At 38.8% G+C, this 17,365-nt stretch carries 18 protein-coding genes; 13 read left to right on the forward strand and 5 right to left on the reverse strand.

The annotated features are described in order from the left end of the window. The first annotated feature begins 10 nt into the window (after window positions 1-10). From J2Z26_RS14745 to J2Z26_RS14755, 3 genes are read left to right on the forward strand one after another with little or no spacing between them, the layout of a single operon-like run. Window positions 11-1,675 carry a sodium:solute symporter family protein gene (locus J2Z26_RS14745; protein ID WP_193534748.1) on the forward strand — a complete coding sequence of 555 codons (1,665 nt, stop codon included), beginning with the start codon at window positions 11-13 and terminating at the stop codon, window positions 1,673-1,675. Between the two features lie 15 nt (window positions 1,676-1,690). Continuing rightward, on the forward strand, window positions 1,691-3,580 hold the full coding sequence (locus tag J2Z26_RS14750) for a DUF294 nucleotidyltransferase-like domain-containing protein (RefSeq protein WP_193534747.1): 1,890 nt from the start codon (window positions 1,691-1,693) through the stop codon (window positions 3,578-3,580). A 17-nt stretch (window positions 3,581-3,597) separates the two neighbouring features. After that, the gene (locus tag J2Z26_RS14755) at window positions 3,598-4,260 is read left to right on the forward strand and encodes a 3'-5' exonuclease (RefSeq protein WP_193534746.1); all 663 of its coding nucleotides are present in this window, start codon (window positions 3,598-3,600) and stop codon (window positions 4,258-4,260) included. Window positions 4,261-4,295: 35 nt separating this feature from the next. On the opposite strand, the gene J2Z26_RS14760 is transcribed toward J2Z26_RS14755, so the two are convergent. After that, the gene (locus J2Z26_RS14760; protein WP_193534745.1) at window positions 4,296-5,276 is read right to left on the reverse strand and encodes a BsuPI-related putative proteinase inhibitor; all 981 of its coding nucleotides are present in this window, start codon (window positions 5,274-5,276) and stop codon (window positions 4,296-4,298) included. A gap of 378 nt (window positions 5,277-5,654) precedes the next feature. On the opposite strand from J2Z26_RS14760, the gene spoIIID reads away from it, so the two are divergent. The 7 genes from spoIIID to J2Z26_RS14795 all read left to right on the forward strand — a co-directional run bounded on the left by spoIIID (window position 5,655) and on the right by J2Z26_RS14795 (window position 10,323). Next, window positions 5,655-5,930, forward strand: coding sequence for a sporulation transcriptional regulator SpoIIID (gene spoIIID, locus J2Z26_RS14765; RefSeq protein ID WP_193470684.1), 276 nt, complete (start codon window positions 5,655-5,657; stop codon window positions 5,928-5,930). A 245-nt stretch (window positions 5,931-6,175) separates the two neighbouring features. Beyond that, the gene (gene mreB / locus J2Z26_RS14770) at window positions 6,176-7,177 is read left to right on the forward strand and encodes a rod shape-determining protein (protein WP_193534744.1); all 1,002 of its coding nucleotides are present in this window, start codon (window positions 6,176-6,178) and stop codon (window positions 7,175-7,177) included. 109 nt (window positions 7,178-7,286) lie between these two features. Further along, window positions 7,287-8,105, forward strand: coding sequence for a flagellar hook-basal body protein (locus J2Z26_RS14775; RefSeq protein WP_193534743.1), 819 nt, complete (start codon window positions 7,287-7,289; stop codon window positions 8,103-8,105). Between the two features lie 29 nt (window positions 8,106-8,134). Further along, entirely contained in the window at window positions 8,135-8,968 is an 834-nt protein-coding gene (locus tag J2Z26_RS14780) for a flagellar hook-basal body protein (protein WP_193534742.1), read from the forward strand. Between the two features lie 14 nt (window positions 8,969-8,982). Then, window positions 8,983-9,306 (forward strand): DNA-directed RNA polymerase subunit beta, encoded by a 324-nt coding sequence (locus tag J2Z26_RS14785; RefSeq protein WP_193534741.1) that lies wholly within the window; start codon window positions 8,983-8,985, stop codon window positions 9,304-9,306. 128 nt (window positions 9,307-9,434) lie between these two features. Then, window positions 9,435-9,869: a 3-hydroxyacyl-ACP dehydratase FabZ gene (fabZ, locus tag J2Z26_RS14790; protein WP_193534740.1), complete on the forward strand. Its 435-nt coding sequence runs from the start codon at window positions 9,435-9,437 to the stop codon at window positions 9,867-9,869. A gap of 157 nt (window positions 9,870-10,026) precedes the next feature. Then, the gene (locus J2Z26_RS14795; RefSeq protein WP_193534739.1) at window positions 10,027-10,323 is read left to right on the forward strand and encodes a hypothetical protein; all 297 of its coding nucleotides are present in this window, start codon (window positions 10,027-10,029) and stop codon (window positions 10,321-10,323) included. 97 nt (window positions 10,324-10,420) lie between these two features. Here the strand turns inward: J2Z26_RS14795 and J2Z26_RS14800 are convergent, their stop codons facing one another. Continuing rightward, a complete protein-coding gene (locus J2Z26_RS14800) occupies window positions 10,421-10,870 on the reverse strand; it encodes a YwpF family protein (protein ID WP_193534738.1) in 450 nt (149 codons plus the stop codon). A gap of 284 nt (window positions 10,871-11,154) precedes the next feature. Between J2Z26_RS14800 and ssb the strand changes: the two genes are divergently transcribed. Together ssb and J2Z26_RS14810 are read left to right on the forward strand one after the other, a co-directional pair. After that, entirely contained in the window at window positions 11,155-11,505 is a 351-nt protein-coding gene (gene ssb / locus J2Z26_RS14805) for a single-stranded DNA-binding protein (RefSeq protein ID WP_193534737.1), read from the forward strand. Between the two features lie 64 nt (window positions 11,506-11,569). Further along, window positions 11,570-11,755, forward strand: a complete 186-nt coding sequence (locus J2Z26_RS14810; RefSeq protein WP_193534736.1) for a hypothetical protein — start codon at window positions 11,570-11,572, stop codon at window positions 11,753-11,755. Between the two features lie 215 nt (window positions 11,756-11,970). Here the strand turns inward: J2Z26_RS14810 and J2Z26_RS22310 are convergent, their stop codons facing one another. From J2Z26_RS22310 to J2Z26_RS14820, 3 genes are all read right to left on the reverse strand, one after another. Beyond that, a complete protein-coding gene (locus J2Z26_RS22310; RefSeq protein ID WP_264467072.1) occupies window positions 11,971-12,102 on the reverse strand; it encodes a hypothetical protein in 132 nt (43 codons plus the stop codon). A gap of 123 nt (window positions 12,103-12,225) precedes the next feature. Then, window positions 12,226-14,991 carry a DEAD/DEAH box helicase gene (locus J2Z26_RS14815; RefSeq protein WP_193534735.1) on the reverse strand — a complete coding sequence of 922 codons (2,766 nt, stop codon included), beginning with the start codon at window positions 14,989-14,991 and terminating at the stop codon, window positions 12,226-12,228. A 12-nt stretch (window positions 14,992-15,003) separates the two neighbouring features. Next, on the reverse strand, window positions 15,004-16,620 hold the full coding sequence (locus J2Z26_RS14820) for an SWIM zinc finger family protein (protein WP_193534734.1): 1,617 nt from the start codon (window positions 16,618-16,620) through the stop codon (window positions 15,004-15,006). Window positions 16,621-16,812: 192 nt separating this feature from the next. Here J2Z26_RS14820 and J2Z26_RS14825 point away from each other — a divergent pair, with 192 nt between their 5' ends. Beyond that, window positions 16,813-16,980, forward strand: a complete 168-nt coding sequence (locus J2Z26_RS14825) for a YwzD family small protein (protein ID WP_193534733.1) — start codon at window positions 16,813-16,815, stop codon at window positions 16,978-16,980. Window positions 16,981-17,365 lie beyond the last annotated feature (385 nt).

The following is a 17,365-nucleotide window of genomic DNA, read 5'->3' on the forward strand; positions in this document are numbered from 1 at the left end:
GGGATGAAATGTGGATACACAGTTTTTGGTCTCATTAACAATTATTCTAGCAACATTCGGTTTATATATTGGTATTGCGGTTTATAACAAAGCAAAAGCTACCTCAGACTTTTACGTAGCAGGACGCGGTGTACCACCAATTTTTAACGGTATGGCCATTGGGGCTGACTGGATGAGTGCGGCTTCCTTCATTGGGATGGCTGGTACCATCATGCTACTTGGTTATGATGGCCTTGCTTATATCATGGGCTGGACAGGTGGATATTTGCTTTTAACGTTCTTATTAGCTCCACAATTACGTAAATATGGACGTTATACTGTACCAGAGTTTATTGGGGATCGCTACAATAGCCACACTGCACGTATTATTGCAGCGCTATGTACAATTATTATCAGTTTTACATATTCAATTGGTCAGTTATCAGGGTCAGGTGTTGTAATCGGTCGCTTATTTGAAATCGATGCAAAACTTGGAACGATGATTGGGGTAGTCCTGATCGCCTTCTACGCAGCATTCGGCGGAATGAAGGGGATTACTTGGACACAGGTTGCTCAATATATCATTCTTATTGTTGCATACTTAATTCCGGTTATCTTCATGTCATTACAAATCACGGGTAACCCAGCACCATGGTTATCTTATGGAAAAATTGTAGAGGAAATGGGAGCACTCGACCGCGAATTAGGGATTTCTGAATACTTTGCGCCATTTACAAACGGTACGAAGTGGCAGTTCCTAGCACTTATGTTTACATTAATGGCTGGTACAGCGGGATTACCACACGTAATTGTCCGTTTTTACACAGTTTCTACAATGAAAGCAGCACGCTGGTCAGGTGCTTGGGCACTATTATTTATCGGTCTATTATATTTATCTGCACCTGCATATGCCGCATTTTCACGTTTTATCTTAATGAAAAATATTGTTGGGCAAAAGTTGACTGAGCTACCAGCTTGGACGGAAACTTGGGTCAACACAGGAAAATTAAAACTAGCAGACAGCAATGGTGATGGAATTTTACAATGGCAAGAGCTTACAATTGCCAATGACATTGTTGTAATGGCAACACCTGAGATTGCTAACCTTGGCGTATTTGTTATCGGATTAGTAGCAGCGGGAGCTATGGCAGCAGCACTTTCAACAGCTGGTGGTCTAATGATTGCCATTTCATCTTCATTTGCACATGACATTTATTATCGTGTCTTAAAACCACAAGCTTCAGAGAAAAATCGTTTAAGCGTCGCTCGCTGGTCGATTATAGTAGCAACATTACTTGCAGGTCTTATTGCATTAAACCCACCAGGAGCCATTACTCAAATCGTTGCTTGGGCATTTGCACTTGCTTCAGGAACATTCTTCCCAGCTCTACTATTAGGGGTATGGTGGAAACGTTCAAACGCACAAGGTGTAACGTGGGGAATGATTGTTGGTCTTGCAGTTACCTTATCCTATATTTTCGCAGCAAAATATGGTGGTTTCACGATTGCAGGAATCATTGATACAGGTGCCGGAGTATTTGGTGCAGCAGCAGCGATTCTGACAAACGTAATCGTGTCATTACGTACAGAAGCACCTTCACAACAACTACAAGACGAAGTTATGGACTTGCGTTATCCTGAACAAATGACATACAAGGATGGCCAAGTTTGGTTAAAGGATGACTCATCACTATAAAGAGGGTTAACTAAAATGGAAAAGATATATGAAAAGGTCAAGTTTCACCCAATCTTCAGGGGTTTAGAACAGGAAGAAGCAATGGAATTACTTACCCTTTGCCAACTTCGAAACTATGAAAAACTGAATATCATTTTCCATGCAGATAAGCAGCGAGAGGGTCTCCTTTTGCTGCTTTCTGGCATTGCGGAGGTGTATGTTGCATCAGCAAACACATCACATCGAGAAGAAGTACTTGAAGTAGTTCAGGCAGGAGAAATGATTGGATTCTCAAGCCTCGCTGATTTTTTAGGTGTTTCTAAAGAAGGTCAAACAGTGGAAAAAATCGTAGAGGTTAGGGCGATCGAATCAGTAGAGGCATTGTATGTCCCGTTTTCAGTTATAGCAAAACGTTGGGGAAATCAGGATTTACATGATTACTTATTAGCCCAAGTATCTGTTCGTCTTAAGGATGTCTATGTCTCTTTGGCAGAACAAGTCAGGCTTGCACGTCAATTTGGGGAAAGTGAAGCAATGGTCGTAAGAGTTCAAGACCTCATGTCATCCCCTGCCATATCGGTAACTTCAAAAGATACAATCAAAACTGTTGCTGAAAAAATGATGAACCACCGCACAAGCTCGGTCCTAGTAACCGATCAAGACATACTTACCGGAATCATCACAGAACAAGACTTAATCTCACGAGTGATTGCGAATCCCAAAGTTGATTCAAACGATACTGCTAGCGAGATTTTGACGGCAAGTCCTGTCACAATATCCAGGTTTGCTTATTACTATGATGCATTATCAAAGCTCATTTTAAATGGTGTGAAGCACTTACCTGTAGTAGATGAGCAGAAGGTGGTAGGGGTCATTACCTTATCAGACCTTCTTAGAAAAAAGAATGAAAGCATGGTAAAAGCAATTCATAGAATTGAACTAGCTGAAGAGGAGTCTTTACCAGAAATCAAACAAGCCATTTATGGAATGGTAGCCACACTTATTCATGGAAAAGTTCCTATTCTTCATACGTTGGATGTCGTCACCACACTGTACGATCGACTTGTCAGGCGGTGCATTGAACAAGCCATTTCAAATCTTAAAAAACAAGGTCTGCAAACTACACACTCCTTTTGCTTTTTTCAAATGGGAAGTAGTGGACGTAAAGAGCAGTTTCTACTAACAGACCAGGATCATTTTCTAGTCTTTGAGGATGGAGGCAATGATAGCTACTTCACAAGTCTTTCACATGAGATTGTTAGACTGTTAGGGCTAGCAGGTTACGCTAGATGCAAAGGAGACATGATGGCTAGCAATCCCTTATGGAGGGGCTCTGTCAGTCAGTGGCAAAATCGCATTCACAACTGGACCTTACAGTCTACAAATCAGAACTTACTCTTAGCACAAAACTTTTTCTCCTATCGTTTTATGTATGGGAATATTGAACTCTATGAAAAATTTGAGAACACGCTAAAGGAAGAACTAGCTAGAGGAAAAATCTTTTACTATCGATTAACAGAACTTGAAAGAGAGAATCAAATCCCTATATTAGAACATCCGATTAGAGCCATTTTTCGATTAGAACGAAAGCAAGTGGATATGAAAAAAGAAGTCCTCTTCCCATTTCACCATAGTCTTCAAATTCTAAGTCTATTAAACGGCATACTATCCGGTACGCCTGTGGAGAGAATTGAAAAACTCGTTGAGAAAAAGATTCTATCCGAAGACTTTGCGAAGGATATTAAATTAGCATTTAGTGGGATCATGACCGTTTATGTTAAACAAAGATGGCATCAACATGAACGCCAGGAACCAATTACATCTACCTTACAATTCTCCCACCTCACATCAAGAGAGAAGGAAGAATTGATGTTAAGTTTGAAAACGTTAAGAGAACTTCAAACCGTTGTATTTTCATACTTTTAATAGGAAGGGGAAGATTCGTGTTTTTTACCAAAAAATCAATTACATGCAACCTCCAAGATGATATTTCATTATCCACTCCTATTGAGGAACTAACCTTTACTGTTTTTGATACAGAGGCTACAGGCTTTCAAGTTGGGTCAACAGATCGGTTAATTGAAATCGGAGCAGTTCAAGTTAAGGGATTAGAGGTCAGAGAAGTCGACAAATTTCACACATATGTAAATCCCAAACGACAAATTTCTCGGGAAATAATGGAGTTAACGGGTATTTCCAACGAGAATGTTGAGGGGGCACCAGAGTCACTTGAGGCAATACTGTCATTCTTTCAATTTGTCGAAGCACATGGAAGTTCATGCCTTGTCGGGCATTACCTTTCTTTTGACCTTCTATTGCTAAAAAGTGAACTAAAGCGATATAAGCTCGGCCTTAAAAAGCCGAAAACGATTGATACACTAGATTTTATAGGTTATATTGCACCTTCTTATGATATGAGAGATTTAGAGAGATACGCGATGGCCTTTGGTACGAGAATATATGAAAGGCATAGTGCAATAGGTGATGCCCTTACAACTGCCTATCTTTTTGTTGAGTTATTATGGCAGTTTAAGAATAGAGGAAGCTGTACTTGGGGTGAACTTCTTAAGGCAACTGATAGTCAGGCGAGAAATATTATGTATTAAAAGGTGCACCTATTTTGCTAGGTGCACCTTAATTTTTACTTCACACTAAATTGAACTTTCTTTTTAGTTGTCTCAGCCTTATCAGCAGCCACTAACCAGAACTCAATTTCATAGTTTCCTGGTTTTAAATCCTCTACTTTCTCAGTGAATGTTAGCTCTTCACCTTGTTTTAGTTCAATTTCTTTGTATTCCATAATGAATAGTTTATCCATCGAATACTGGTAAATTTGCTTGCCGTTTTTATATAATTTATAATCGAATCGTTGTCCACTTGAGTACTTTAATGTTTGTGGTTTTTCGGTTTGGTTTTTAACTTTGTACGTAAAGTTATATGAGCCATCTTTATTTTTAGTATAGTTAATTGAGGGTTCAAGGGATCCCGCAACAATTCCACCCTTATTAGTCAGAAGCATTTGATAAGCCTGGTAAATACCATAAACTAGGTGCGATCTTTTTGCTTGCTTTGTATAATCATCTGCACCTCGAAGAAGATTCTCAGTTAAAGCTGCAGCTAAATAGACCTGTGCCCAATCAGATCCTGGAAGCCAAATGGACATATACTTATCTTTATTCAGGTCTGTTAGCCTAACTAGTACCTGGGCTAACTCCTCTAATGTTACATGCTTGTTTGGTTGAAAAGTATTATTGCCTTTACCTTCCATAAAGCCAGCTTCTACAACTGCAGTAATCTCATTTTTAGCCCAATGCTTTTTTAAGTCTATAAAGGTGGTTTCCTTAGAAGGTCTAAGGTCAAGCATTCGATCAATTACAACTGCTAATTCTGCTCTAGTTACTTTTTTATTTAAATGAGCCTTTCCGTAAGTTTTACCTTTAAAAATCCCCTGTTCCTTTAAGAATGTGTATTTTTGTTCAATACTTAACTCTGAATTAATAACTCTCTCACATTTAGGTTTTCCACCTTTGCAATCAGAACCCACATTTGCATATGTAGGGCTAATCATTGCTGTCGCTAAAGATAAGCTCAATAAGCCTGTAATTATTGTCTTTTTCTTCATTGTTATTCCTCCAATTCTCAACTTTTCATAGTCTTAGACGTAAAGTAAATAAAGGAGTTACATCAAATTTATAAATTTTTTCCAAATAGGAAAAAGTGCTTAGAACGGTGCTTATGAAGGATTTTAGGCATGGACTTTTCAAAAAAATTAGATAAAACCCTTGTCCCTCTTGACTTAAGTAGCATAATCCCTCAACCAAGCTAATAAAATGGTTACAAACCTTTTAAAAAAGAGAGTGTTTGAGGTGAGGAATCGTCAATCGCCTTCGGAGTTTTAGTAATACTAGTTGCCATTAATCTAAAACAAAAGAACTTCTTCTTTTAGCCGTGCGGAACTCATTTCACACTTCTCACATCCATTATAGGGAGGGCGAGTAGTGTGCACGATTACATCAAAGAGCGTACTATCAAGATTGGAAAGTATATCGTAGAGACAAAGAAAACGGTTCGCGTGATTGCGAAAGAATTTGGAGTTTCAAAAAGTACTGTCCATAAGGATTTAACTGAGAGGCTTCCAGATATCAATCCTGAGCTTGCAAACGAAGTTAAGGAAATCCTTGATTACCATAAATCAATCAGGCATTTACGCGGAGGAGAGGCTACAAAACTAAAATATAAGAAAGACGAAGAACTACAAGAAGAGCCAGTTAACTAGGATTGGGACAATTGAAAACGACAAGTGCCACGTACCTGTCGAAAGTAAGCAATTCGACAAGTGCCACGCATCTGTCGAAAAAAATAATTCGTTAACTCTAATATTTTTCTTGCAGCATCGACAAATACTTACAACATTTTTGTTACTTTTTTTACAAATTTCCACTTTCTATTATAATATATGATAAAATATATTATTAGGAAAATATGGCCTTTAGCCATAATTGCAAGGAGGAAATTTAGAGCATGTTAGCAAGGGATATTGGAATAGATCTAGGCACGGCAAATGTCCTTATTCATGTTAGAGGAAAAGGCATTGTTTTAAATGAACCATCAGTTGTTGCAATTGATAAAAATACAGGTAAAGTACTAGCAGTCGGTGAAGAAGCTAGACGAATGGTTGGACGTACTCCAGGGAATATAGTTGCGATTCGACCATTAAAAGACGGAGTCATTGCTGATTTTGATGTGACAGAAGCAATGCTTAAGTATTTCATTAATAAGCTTAATGTAAAAGGCTTTCTTTCAAAGCCACGTATTCTGATTTGCTGCCCAACGAATATTACGTCTGTTGAGCAAAAGGCAATTAAGGAAGCGGCTGAAAAAAGTGGTGGGAAAAAGATTTATCTTGAGGAGGAGCCTAAGGTTGCAGCAATTGGTGCTGGAATGGATATCTTCCAACCGAGTGGTAATATGGTGGTTGACATAGGCGGTGGAACGACAGATGTTGCCGTGTTATCAATGGGCGATATAGTCACCGCCTCTTCCATTAAAATGGCTGGGGACAAGTTCGATCAAGAAATCTTAAATTACATTAAGCGTGAATACAAGCTTCTTATCGGAGAAAGAACGGCAGAAGATATTAAGATAAAAGTTGCAACTGTATTCCCTGGTGCACGTCAGGAAGAAATTGATATTCGTGGACGTGACATGGTAACTGGACTTCCAAGAACAATTACAGTTGGATCAGAAGAGATCGAAAAAGCATTACGTGAACCAGTTTCTATGATTGTACAAGCTTCGAAAAGCGTATTAGAGCGTACACCACCTGAGCTTTCGGCTGATATCATTGATCGTGGTGTAATTTTAACAGGTGGCGGTGCCCTTTTACACGGTATTGATCAGCTTTTAGCTGACGAATTAAGAGTTCCAGTCTTAATTGCAGAAAATCCAATGGAATGTGTAGCAGTTGGAACAGGAATTATGCTTGAAAATTTAGATAGAATCCCAAAATCAAAATTCATGTAAGAAAAGTGGACAAGTCTACCCATCAGGGGAATTTTTCCTGTCTACTAAACATGGAATTTCCACTATAATGTAAAGTAGGACAAGCTATTTAATCGATGAGGTGAGATGTATGTTAAGAGGCTTATACAGTGCAGCGTCTGGAATGTTAACGCAACAACGCCGTTCCGAGATACTTTCAAATAATATGGCAAATTCAAATACACCAGGTTTCAAAGCTGACCAGTCATCACTTCGCTCATTTCCTGAAATGCTGATACATAGCTTAGAGTCGGTTAAGACACCACTAGGAAACGGTAAAAATATTGCAAAATCTACTCAGATTGGCAGTTTGAATACTGGAGTATATATACAAGATGCGACCGCTTTATTTAAACAAGGAGATATCCGCGAAACAGGCAGAGCAACAGATATTGCCCTTGTTGACGGGAATATCCCTGAAAATGGTGCTTTGCTTTTCTCTGTTGAAAATTCAAATGGTGAATTAAGGTATACAAGAAATGGTAATTTCACACAAGATGCTGCTGGATTTTTAACGACAAATGAAGGCTATTATGTTCTAGATAATGCAGGAAATCGTATTCAGATTCAAAATGCTGATTTTAAAGTTACCTCCAATGGCACAATTATTGACGGTAATATAGAAGTTGCGCAATTAAATATAGCATTCGCGGAAAATGCGAATGATTTGATAAAAGAGGGCAATGGTTTATTCGGAGTTGAAGGTGCTGATTTACCAAGTGCAGTAAATAACCCGGACATTAGCTATACTTTATCTCAAGGATTTGTAGAACGTTCAAATGTGGATGTTTCACAAACGATGACAGACTTAATGATGGCTTATCGTGCATTTGAGGCAAATCAAAAAATTTTACAGGCATATGATCGAAGTTTAGAAAAAGCAGTAAACGAAATCGGGCGTCTACGTTAATGTATTTGTTTTATCAGGGGGAGAAGTAAATGAATCGTTCAATGATCACTGCAACGAATACGATGAATCAACTTCAAAAGCAGATGGACACCATTGGCCATAATATGGCGAATGTGAACACCACTGGTTATAAGAAACGTGAAGTTAACTTCAGTGAGCTATTGTATCAACAATTTAATAACCAGCCAACTCACGGTAATAACGTTGGTCGTCTAACCCCTGATGGAATAAGACAAGGAGTCGGGGCTAGACTAGGTCACACAAATGCCTTGTTTTCGGTTGGAACAATTGTTTCGACCGAACGTCCACTTGATATTGCTTTAACTAAAGAAGGTCAATTTCTTCAAGTTCGAGTTGAAGAGAATGGCGAGCAATTCACAAGATATACTAGAGATGGTTCTCTATATTTATCTCCACTAGGGGAAGGTACGGGCTTAGTCATGTTAGTAACAAGTGAGGGTCATCCAGTTCTTGATCAAAATGGGGAATCGATTGTTTTTGAAGATAACCCAAAAAACATATCTATATCCTCAACCGGTCAAGTATCTGTTACCACAGAGGGTGGAGAAGAGACTTTTGATTTAGGGATTGTTCAAATGAATCGCCCCCAACTTCTAGAATCAAAAGGAAATAACCTCTTCGCTTTACCTAACCTTGATAACTTAAACGTTACACTTGATGATGTATTAACATTAGTAGCTGGTGATCAAATCGGTATACAACAAGGTGCATTAGAACAATCAAATGTAGATATATCAACTGAAATGTCTGAGCTACTTGTAACACAGCGTTCTTATCAATTCAATGCCAAAACAATTTCAATTGCTGACCAAATGATGGGTCTTGTCAATGGCATCAGATAAAAAGGGGAATTTTAATGGCTACTGATTTTAACAATACACGTGAAAAAAAGCTGGAAGAAAAAAGCGGAAATTCACGCGAAAGCTATCGTCGAGCTCGTTTGCGGGAAATGGAAACGGAATTGAATAATGAATCAGAGCAGAAGAGTATGAGAAAGATTCGAATTCGCCTCATTCCAATTTGGCTTCGTCTCGTCCTAATAGCGATACTTGTTACAATTAGTGTCATGTCAGGAATAGCAGTTGGATATGGCGTAATTGGAGAAGGCAAAATCTCTGAAGCATTTGATAAATCAACATGGCAGCATTTAGTTGACCTAGTGAATAAAGATTCAGAATAGAGATAGTAGGAAGAAGGTAGCGTGGGCTAGCTTCTTTTTTTCTTATCGATAAATCCGTACTAGGAAACCTGACACTCGTCCAACTTTCCATTATAATGGTTGTTATATACATAAAGGAGGTATTTGCTTTGCTAGATATCACTCAAATTAAAGAAATTATTCCACACAGGTACCCATTCTTACTCGTCGATCGAATTTTAGAAATAGAAGAAGGAAAACGTGCGGTCGGGATAAAAAATGTAAGCAGTAATGAAGAATTCTTCAATGGCCATTTTCCTGACTATCCTGTAATGCCAGGTGTTCTAATCGTTGAGGCACTTGCTCAGGTTGGCGCAGTAGCCATGTTAAAACAAGAGGATAACCGTGGGCGTCTTGCCTTTTTTACAGGGATAGACAATTGCCGTTTCAAAAAACAAGTGAAGCCTGGAGATCAGCTGCGTCTCGAGGTAGAAATGACTCGAGTTCGTGGACCGATCGGTAAAGGTAAAGGGATCGCAACGGTTGATGGAGAAATCGTATGTGAAACAGAGATTATGTTTGCGTTAGGTGATAAAAAAGAATAGGTGATGAAAGTCGTCCTCAAATGGGGGCGGTTTTTTTATTTTTTATACAAAAATATAATATTAATGTAATAAAAGTAAAATTTAGGGAAAGCTACTCACAGACCGAATAATAGTTAGGTCCAACATTTAATCTAATTAATGAAAGGAGAAATTTCATATGAGTAAAAAATGGTTTGTTATGCTAATGAGTTCTTTATTAGCAGCGATGCTTGTTTCAGGTTGTGCAGCTGACGATCAAGATCCACCGCCAGAGGACAATCAGCTTGAAAATGATGTTGAGGAAGAAATGGACGATATGACTGGTGATGAAGATACTAACACTGGTGAAGAGGATATGAACGGTGAAGGTACAACTCCTGGTGAGGGAGACATGAACGGTGAAGGTACAAATGGTGATGCCGGTACAGGAACAGAAACACCTGGTGATACAACTGGAGAAGATGACGAAGAGTAATAGGTAGACCTTAAGACAGGATGAATCGATCCTGTCTTTATTTTTGAAAAAGAATTTAAAAAAGCCTAGACTCTAAATCTAAGCTTCGATGTTAATATTATCTATTAGCCTTGATCGGGGCAGCGCTCCCACGTTTTTCTCTTAATCTGAGCTTAAACTGTTGTAAAAGTTCGGCTCCCTGCAAACCTTCCTCCACTAAATCAGATAGAACCAACTCCGCAAGGTCAAGTTTATCTACAATATTCGCATCCATTAAGATACTAATATGTTCTTCCATCACAGTAATTGATTTAATCTTTGCATACAGTGATGCGGGATCATTACTCTTTTTCGTAATAGTTGCTTGAATATGAATTTGTTCATTTTTCTCGTGTAGAGATTCAAATAACTCACTATACTTTTTATCAACATATACTTCGATTAACCATCCATTTTCTCCATCCAACTTATGAATGATTAACCCGTCTAGTAATGATATTTCTTCGATTACTTTTGAGTTTTCCAGAGTTTGAACAATAGCGAGAGAAACTAGCTTAAAGGTTTTCAAAAAGAAACACTCTCCTCTATTCGTACTTTTACAAAAAGTATAACATACAAATTTGTCCAATCCTATTAGACAGTGTAAAAGAATTGATTGAAAAAAATATTTTAAAAGTAATAAATTTATAAAATTGATATGTTTTTTCGATACAAAATTTAATTTTGTCTTAGCATAAAATTAAATTTTGTATTTCAAATTACATCTTTTTCTTTAATTTTATCGATTTTACCTCGCTAATTTTTTGTTATAAGATGGGCGTGTGAAAACATATTATTGGGAGGAATATAGATATGATTAACAATGTTATTTTGGTTGGTAGATTAACAAAAGATCCAGATTTGAGGTACACTGCAGACGGACAGGCCGTTGCAAATGTCACACTAGCGGTAGCAAGAAATTTTAAAACAAGTGATGGAGTAGTTGAAACAGACTTCATTAATTGTACTCTTTGGAGGAAAACAGCAGAAAATACAGCAAATTATTGTAAAAAGGGATCAGTTATTGGTGTTACTGGTAGAATTCAAACTCGTAACTATGAAAATGAAACTGGTCAAAAAATTTATGTGACCGATGTTTTGGCAGAATCCGTAAAGTTTCTAGGAACAAAACCACAACAGTCACGTGAGCTGGTCGAAAATTAATTGATAGATTAGTTAGAGACTAAATAAGAAAACCAACGAACTATACTTTAATGGAGGGTCGCAGATGAGAGACGAAGAACTCAGACTCTTTGAAGAACGAATAGAGACCTTAGCCAAAGGCATTGGCAGACACCTCGAAACACTACAAGAACAAATTTGTGATAGATTTGACTCCATTGAACATAACACATCCAAACGCTTCATTGAAATAAACTCCATACTAGAGGGCTATACCGAAACAAAAAAGTGAATATGAACCTTCGTGCAGTTAGATTCCTTCGAAAGGAAGCCTCGAAACGAATCGCTAGACAAAAATTAAGAATAATAGAGAATGAATGAATCCACGCACCACCACCTCTAAGAATTTTGCCAACCTACCAAGGTTGGTTTTTTCTGTGTTTTAACACAAAAAAAAAGTGGATAGCTGCCAAACAAGCAACCACCCACTAAGTTTTCACTCTGAATCTACTTCTTCAACCTCTGCTCAACCAACTGATAAAAGCGCTGCCACTGCTCTGACTTATTCTGATGCTTCTCACTCACAACAACAGCCTTCTTACTTCGGCTTTTTCTCTTAACCTTACTCGTTTCAGCCATAACAACACCCTTCCAATTGTGTCATCAGGGGCCTGACCCCCCACTGCTTTAAAGCATTACCTCGTCGGGGGTCTGACCCCCGGTGCTTTACTGCGTCACAGTGCTGGGGGTCAGGCCCCGCATTTATCTTAGTGTAAATAGATCCTTTAACTCAGTGGTGGAGAGTTCGGTGATCCAGGATTCGGATTGGATAATTTGGTCGTTGAGTGATTGTTTTTGTTCGAGCATGTCGTCGATTTTTTCTTCGAGTGTTCCGGTGCTTATGAATTTATGCACGTGAACGAATCGACTTTGTCCGATACGGTAGGCTCGGTCTGTTGCTTGATTTTCAACTGCTGGGTTCCACCAACGATCATAGTGGATTACATGATTAGCAGCTGTTAAGTTCAGACCGGTTCCGCCAGCCTTTAGGGACAGAATTAAAATCGAATGCTTGCCATCTTGGAAATCCTCAATCATCGCATCACGGTGGGCCTTTGAAACACTTCCATTTAAGAATAAGACCGATTCACCAAATTGCTTCTCCAATTCCTCTCGAATCATTTCTCCCATAAAAATATATTGGGTGAAAATTAAACAGCTTTCATTTTGTTCGCGGATATTCGCAACAAGTTCACTGAGCTTTTCCATCTTACTTGAGCGACCTAATATATCCTTTGGTTGCCCTTCTTTCAGATAAAGTGCAGGATGGTCACAAACTTGCTTTAGCTTACTTAGCATTTTTAAAATTAGCCCTTTTCTCTGCATGCCGGCAAGCTGTTCAACTTGTTCAAATGTATCCTTTACAAGCTGTTCATAAAGACTAGCCTGTTCAACCGTTAGTGGGCAGTATTCTTTTTGCTCTAGTTTTTCAGGTAGATTTAATGCAACCTCTTTATCAAGCTTCGTACGTCTTAATAAAAATGGTCGTATTAACCTTTGTACCTGCTCGATTTTTTCAGTATCACGGTCTTTTTCAATAGGTGCGACATAACGCTTTTGAAATTGACCTAGGCTACCTAAATAGCCAGCATTCGTAAAGTCATAAATCGACCACAGCTCAGTTAAGCGGTTTTCCATCGGCGTTCCGGTTAATGCAATATGGTGTTCACCATGTAATTTTCGAATTGAACGAGATTGTTTTGTGTGGGCATTCTTTATGTTTTGTGCCTCATCTAAGCAAACTGTACTCCATTCATGGTCCGAAAGCTCCTCAAAATCAAGATGAGATAACCCATACGAAGTGAGCACAACATCAGCACCCTTAACGGCAGCTTTGAAATCCTCACCTTTACCGCGATTAGGCCCGTAATGCAAATGAACATTCAATGTAGGACCGAATTTTTCAAGTTCTTTTTGCCAGTTTCCGAGAACGGATGTTGGACAAATGATGAGTGCTGGTTTCGATTGAGAACTTTGTTCTTTTACCGTTAGGAAGTAAGCAATCATCTGAATGGTCTTACCCAATCCCATATCATCGGCTAAACAAGCGCCGAATCCGAACCTACGTAAAAACAAGAGCCACTCGACACCGTGTTGCTGATAAGGTCTGAGTTCGCCTTTGAAACTAGTAGGTACATCCACTTTTGGTAGTTCTGTGATTTCGGTCAGTTGCTTAATCATATTTGAAAGGTGACGATTCAATTGAATTTCTATCTTGGCAAAGGCCCGGTTGTCATCCTCGAATCCTTCAGCTGCTCCATCTTCACCGCGTAACAGTTCCTGTTCAAGCACATCGCGGAAATGCAAGCCTTCCTTGTTTGCTTTTTGTAAAATCGATTGGACCTGTTTCATAAACGCAGGGTCTAATTTAATCCATTTTCCACGAATATTAATCAGGCGGCGTTTTTGATCAACTAGTTGCATAAATTCATCTTCAGATAGTTCAACCCCATTGGTTGAAAAACGCCAGTCAAAATCAATGATGGATTTTAAACCAACAAACGATTGTCGACCTGATGTGGAAGCTGAAGTTTTAACCTTCGCCTTCACAGCCATTTGAGCTTCCTTAATCGCCTGCCACCATGCAGGTAACTGAATTTCTACCCCAGCATTAATCAATCGCTGACTATCCTCCATCAAGAAGTCCCAAGCCTCAAGCTCAGTAATCTCCCCAGCAATTCCTTCGTACCTACCCTTAAGCGTTGGAACAATTTTACCCCATAGTTCATGATCGCGCTCGACTCGGTTAGCATAGGCCTCCCATTTACGCGGCATAATACCATGCCAAACCATCTGGTCGTCGGAATCGTTTTTATTTTGTAAAATGGTCTCAAGCTTCCAGTTTCCATTGTCTACTTCAGGTTCATCAATACGTAAAATAACTTGGAACGGTGTTTCATCCTTTTTCCAGCCAATCAGTTCAAGCCAGTTCTGTTCATCGACAAATGAGTCAGTTTCTGTGCTAACAATTAGAGGGTAGTCCTCAGTGATTTCTTCCCAGGCTTCTCGTAACCCAGAATCCTCTCGGGTCCAATCAAGTAAAGAAGAACTTAGCCATTTTGTGGAAAACTCATCTAACTCTCCATCTGTTTTCCAACCAAATGTACCTTCACGCCACTGTGAAAAGTCAGGCATGAACTCGCCAGATTCAAGAACTTCATATAGTGGTTTTGCTGCCATCATGTATTCCTGCACCTTTCCACTACATTCAATCGTCAGCAGAGACCCATCCATGGCATTTGCAAAAAAATCCAACGCTAGCCAAGGTGATAACAAAACGGCTTCGTGTTTTCCAATCGATGTTTCCTCAAGGAAAGTGCCGTAAAAAGATGCCTTGTGTCGTGAGAATACACGGTCACGCCAGCTATCAAGCTCAACAGTATGGTTCTCCTTATCCGTACACCAAACATAAAAGCCTTTTTCAGGTACCCATTCTGCATCTAGTATCATTAAGCCAATCTCAAGCATCCACGTCACCTCCTAGCTGCTTATAAATTTTGCGTTTAGTAATTCTTCTTGAAAAGCTCGTAGCCTCTTTGTTTTAGCTGAAAGCTTGGTGATGTAATCATCCCAGGCTTCTTCTTGCTTTAATTTACGATAATAACTCCGCAATTTGCGTAAATACCTAATAGCACGTTTATAACTCGGGCGATTTTTTTGCTTCAATGCCTTTGAAACGGCCTGATGGTATAACGGTAGTAGCGCCGCGCGATCGGTATCTTCAATTATTTTTAAAATATATTTGTCATGGTCTTCTATTTCATAACCAACTGCCAATTGAAGTTCTACCCAACCATGATAATTTTTCTCTTCAAATAAATAGGTCGTAAACTCAATATAGCTATATGGCATCAGCTTTTTCATCATATTTAGATATAAACTCTCATCATATTCAGACGCATAATCCGTAATCATTTTTAAAAACGTCCGTGTCATGTGACGACGACTTTCATAAGAGTGCAAGCCTTGAATAAACGTTTCAAAATGTTTATCCGCATAGTTCAACCAGAGCTGTAAACGACCCCACTGTTGCTCCTCGGATAATTCATTCATCCACCAAAATGTATAGTAAATGGCAGGGGTATCTAATAACTCTAAATACTCGATTGCTTCCTGATCACGCTTTGAGAGGAAGGATAAGTGTGCAAGTGCCATAGCCATTCCACCTGACCAGCCATTTTCTTCTTTCATTTGTAAAATAACTTCAGTCTCGCGCTCGACCCAATTTTTCCGATTGAAAATCGTACTCCAAAGCATCCGGTACAAATGAAAACGTTCGTATTGAAACCAAGTATTTTCAAGCAAACCATCTCGAATTTTCTCCTGCATCTCTTCAAGTAAAGGTTCCAGAGAAAATGAGAAGGTAACAGCTTGCAATTCATAAGCATTATCTATAACAGCATCCACAAAATTTTGAACATACGGTTTGACCGTAGAATCAAATTGGTAATTGGTTAGCTTTAGTTTTGGTAGTATCTCAATAATCTTTTGGATACTAGTAATACCAGCATAGATGATAAATAAGCGTCTATGCTGAGTGCCACTTGGTGCTTTACTTTTTAAGGTTGAAAAATAACGATGGTAAATGCTCGAAATAAAGTAATAGTCACTTTCAGAGCGATCTCCAACAAACTTCTTGTATTCTGAGTCAAAAAAGGCAGCCCAGCTTTCTAGCGAAGCCTCTTCAAAAGGCTTTAAATCACGTGCCCTCATAACCGGAATATCAGCAAGCGTGAGCTTCTTATTCACTCCACCTGATTTCCATTCATCTAAAAGCTTTCCAACACCGATTCCACTGGTAGAAATGGCTGAGAAGAATACCGCAAATTGATGTCGGCAGAAACCACCAGTTGGACAAGTACATGAACTCATCTCTAGAAAATCCAAATCAAGCGTAACATCAACAGGTGTTACATCCTGAACCCGTCCAACAATCTCATTTCCAACAAGGTTTACATTATACACACTGCCCTGTCGATACAAAACAAGTCCTTTTTTAATGAGATTCCTGTCTACTTCGTTATCGTATTTATATAATGACTGCAGTTTTTCAGCAAAATGCTCAATCTGTTCTTTCGATACTTCATTTTGCAGCATGAACGTTGTCCCCCAAGCCCTTTTGTAAAAATCATCATCCTTTTATTATACCTCAAAATGAATGGAAATGCCTCCAAAGAATCCAGGCTTGAATCATAGCACCCCCATAACTAGTCACACATTCTCGAAAAATCTATAAACTATCTTAAAGATCGTTTTTTACCAGAGACTCCAAGCGAGGTGAATCAAAACTTGGATAGGAAAGAGAACATCCACGAAAGAAACTACAACATAACCGAAGAAAAACTTAGGCAAATCATGCTTCGAGCATACATCAAAGGTGAAAACCTTAAAAACATAGACGCAAATGAACTCATACAAGACATCGCCAAAAACCTCAAAGGAAAACCCGGGGCCTGACCCCCAGCGCTTTAAAGCGATAAAAATTGTGTCTTCTGGGGCCTGACCCCCGGTGCTTTAAAGTGGTAAAGTTAATATTCATCTTTCGGACTTGCTTATTTAAGCAGGTCTGTTTTTAATGCGGAATCTACATACTACCTTTGTACTACATAAATATATCTTTTGAGCAATAGCGGTGGAGTGGAATGTTTGGGATAATGTTTTAACAAACTTCTTTTAAAGAAGTTTGACCCGAGGTTGGTCAGTGGCTTGCCATTCGACCAGTCTGGGTTTTTTCGTGTATTCACAAACTAGAATCGAAGAATCAAACAAAGTTTTGTATTGTACTTTTTACAGCTTCCCTTTAACATTAAATTAACAGAATAATATGAAATTATTTATCGTA

The sequence above is a fragment of the Cytobacillus luteolus genome (genome assembly GCF_017873715.1).
GTDB lineage: Bacteria > Bacillota > Bacilli > Bacillales > Bacillaceae_L > Bacillus_BV > Bacillus_BV luteola.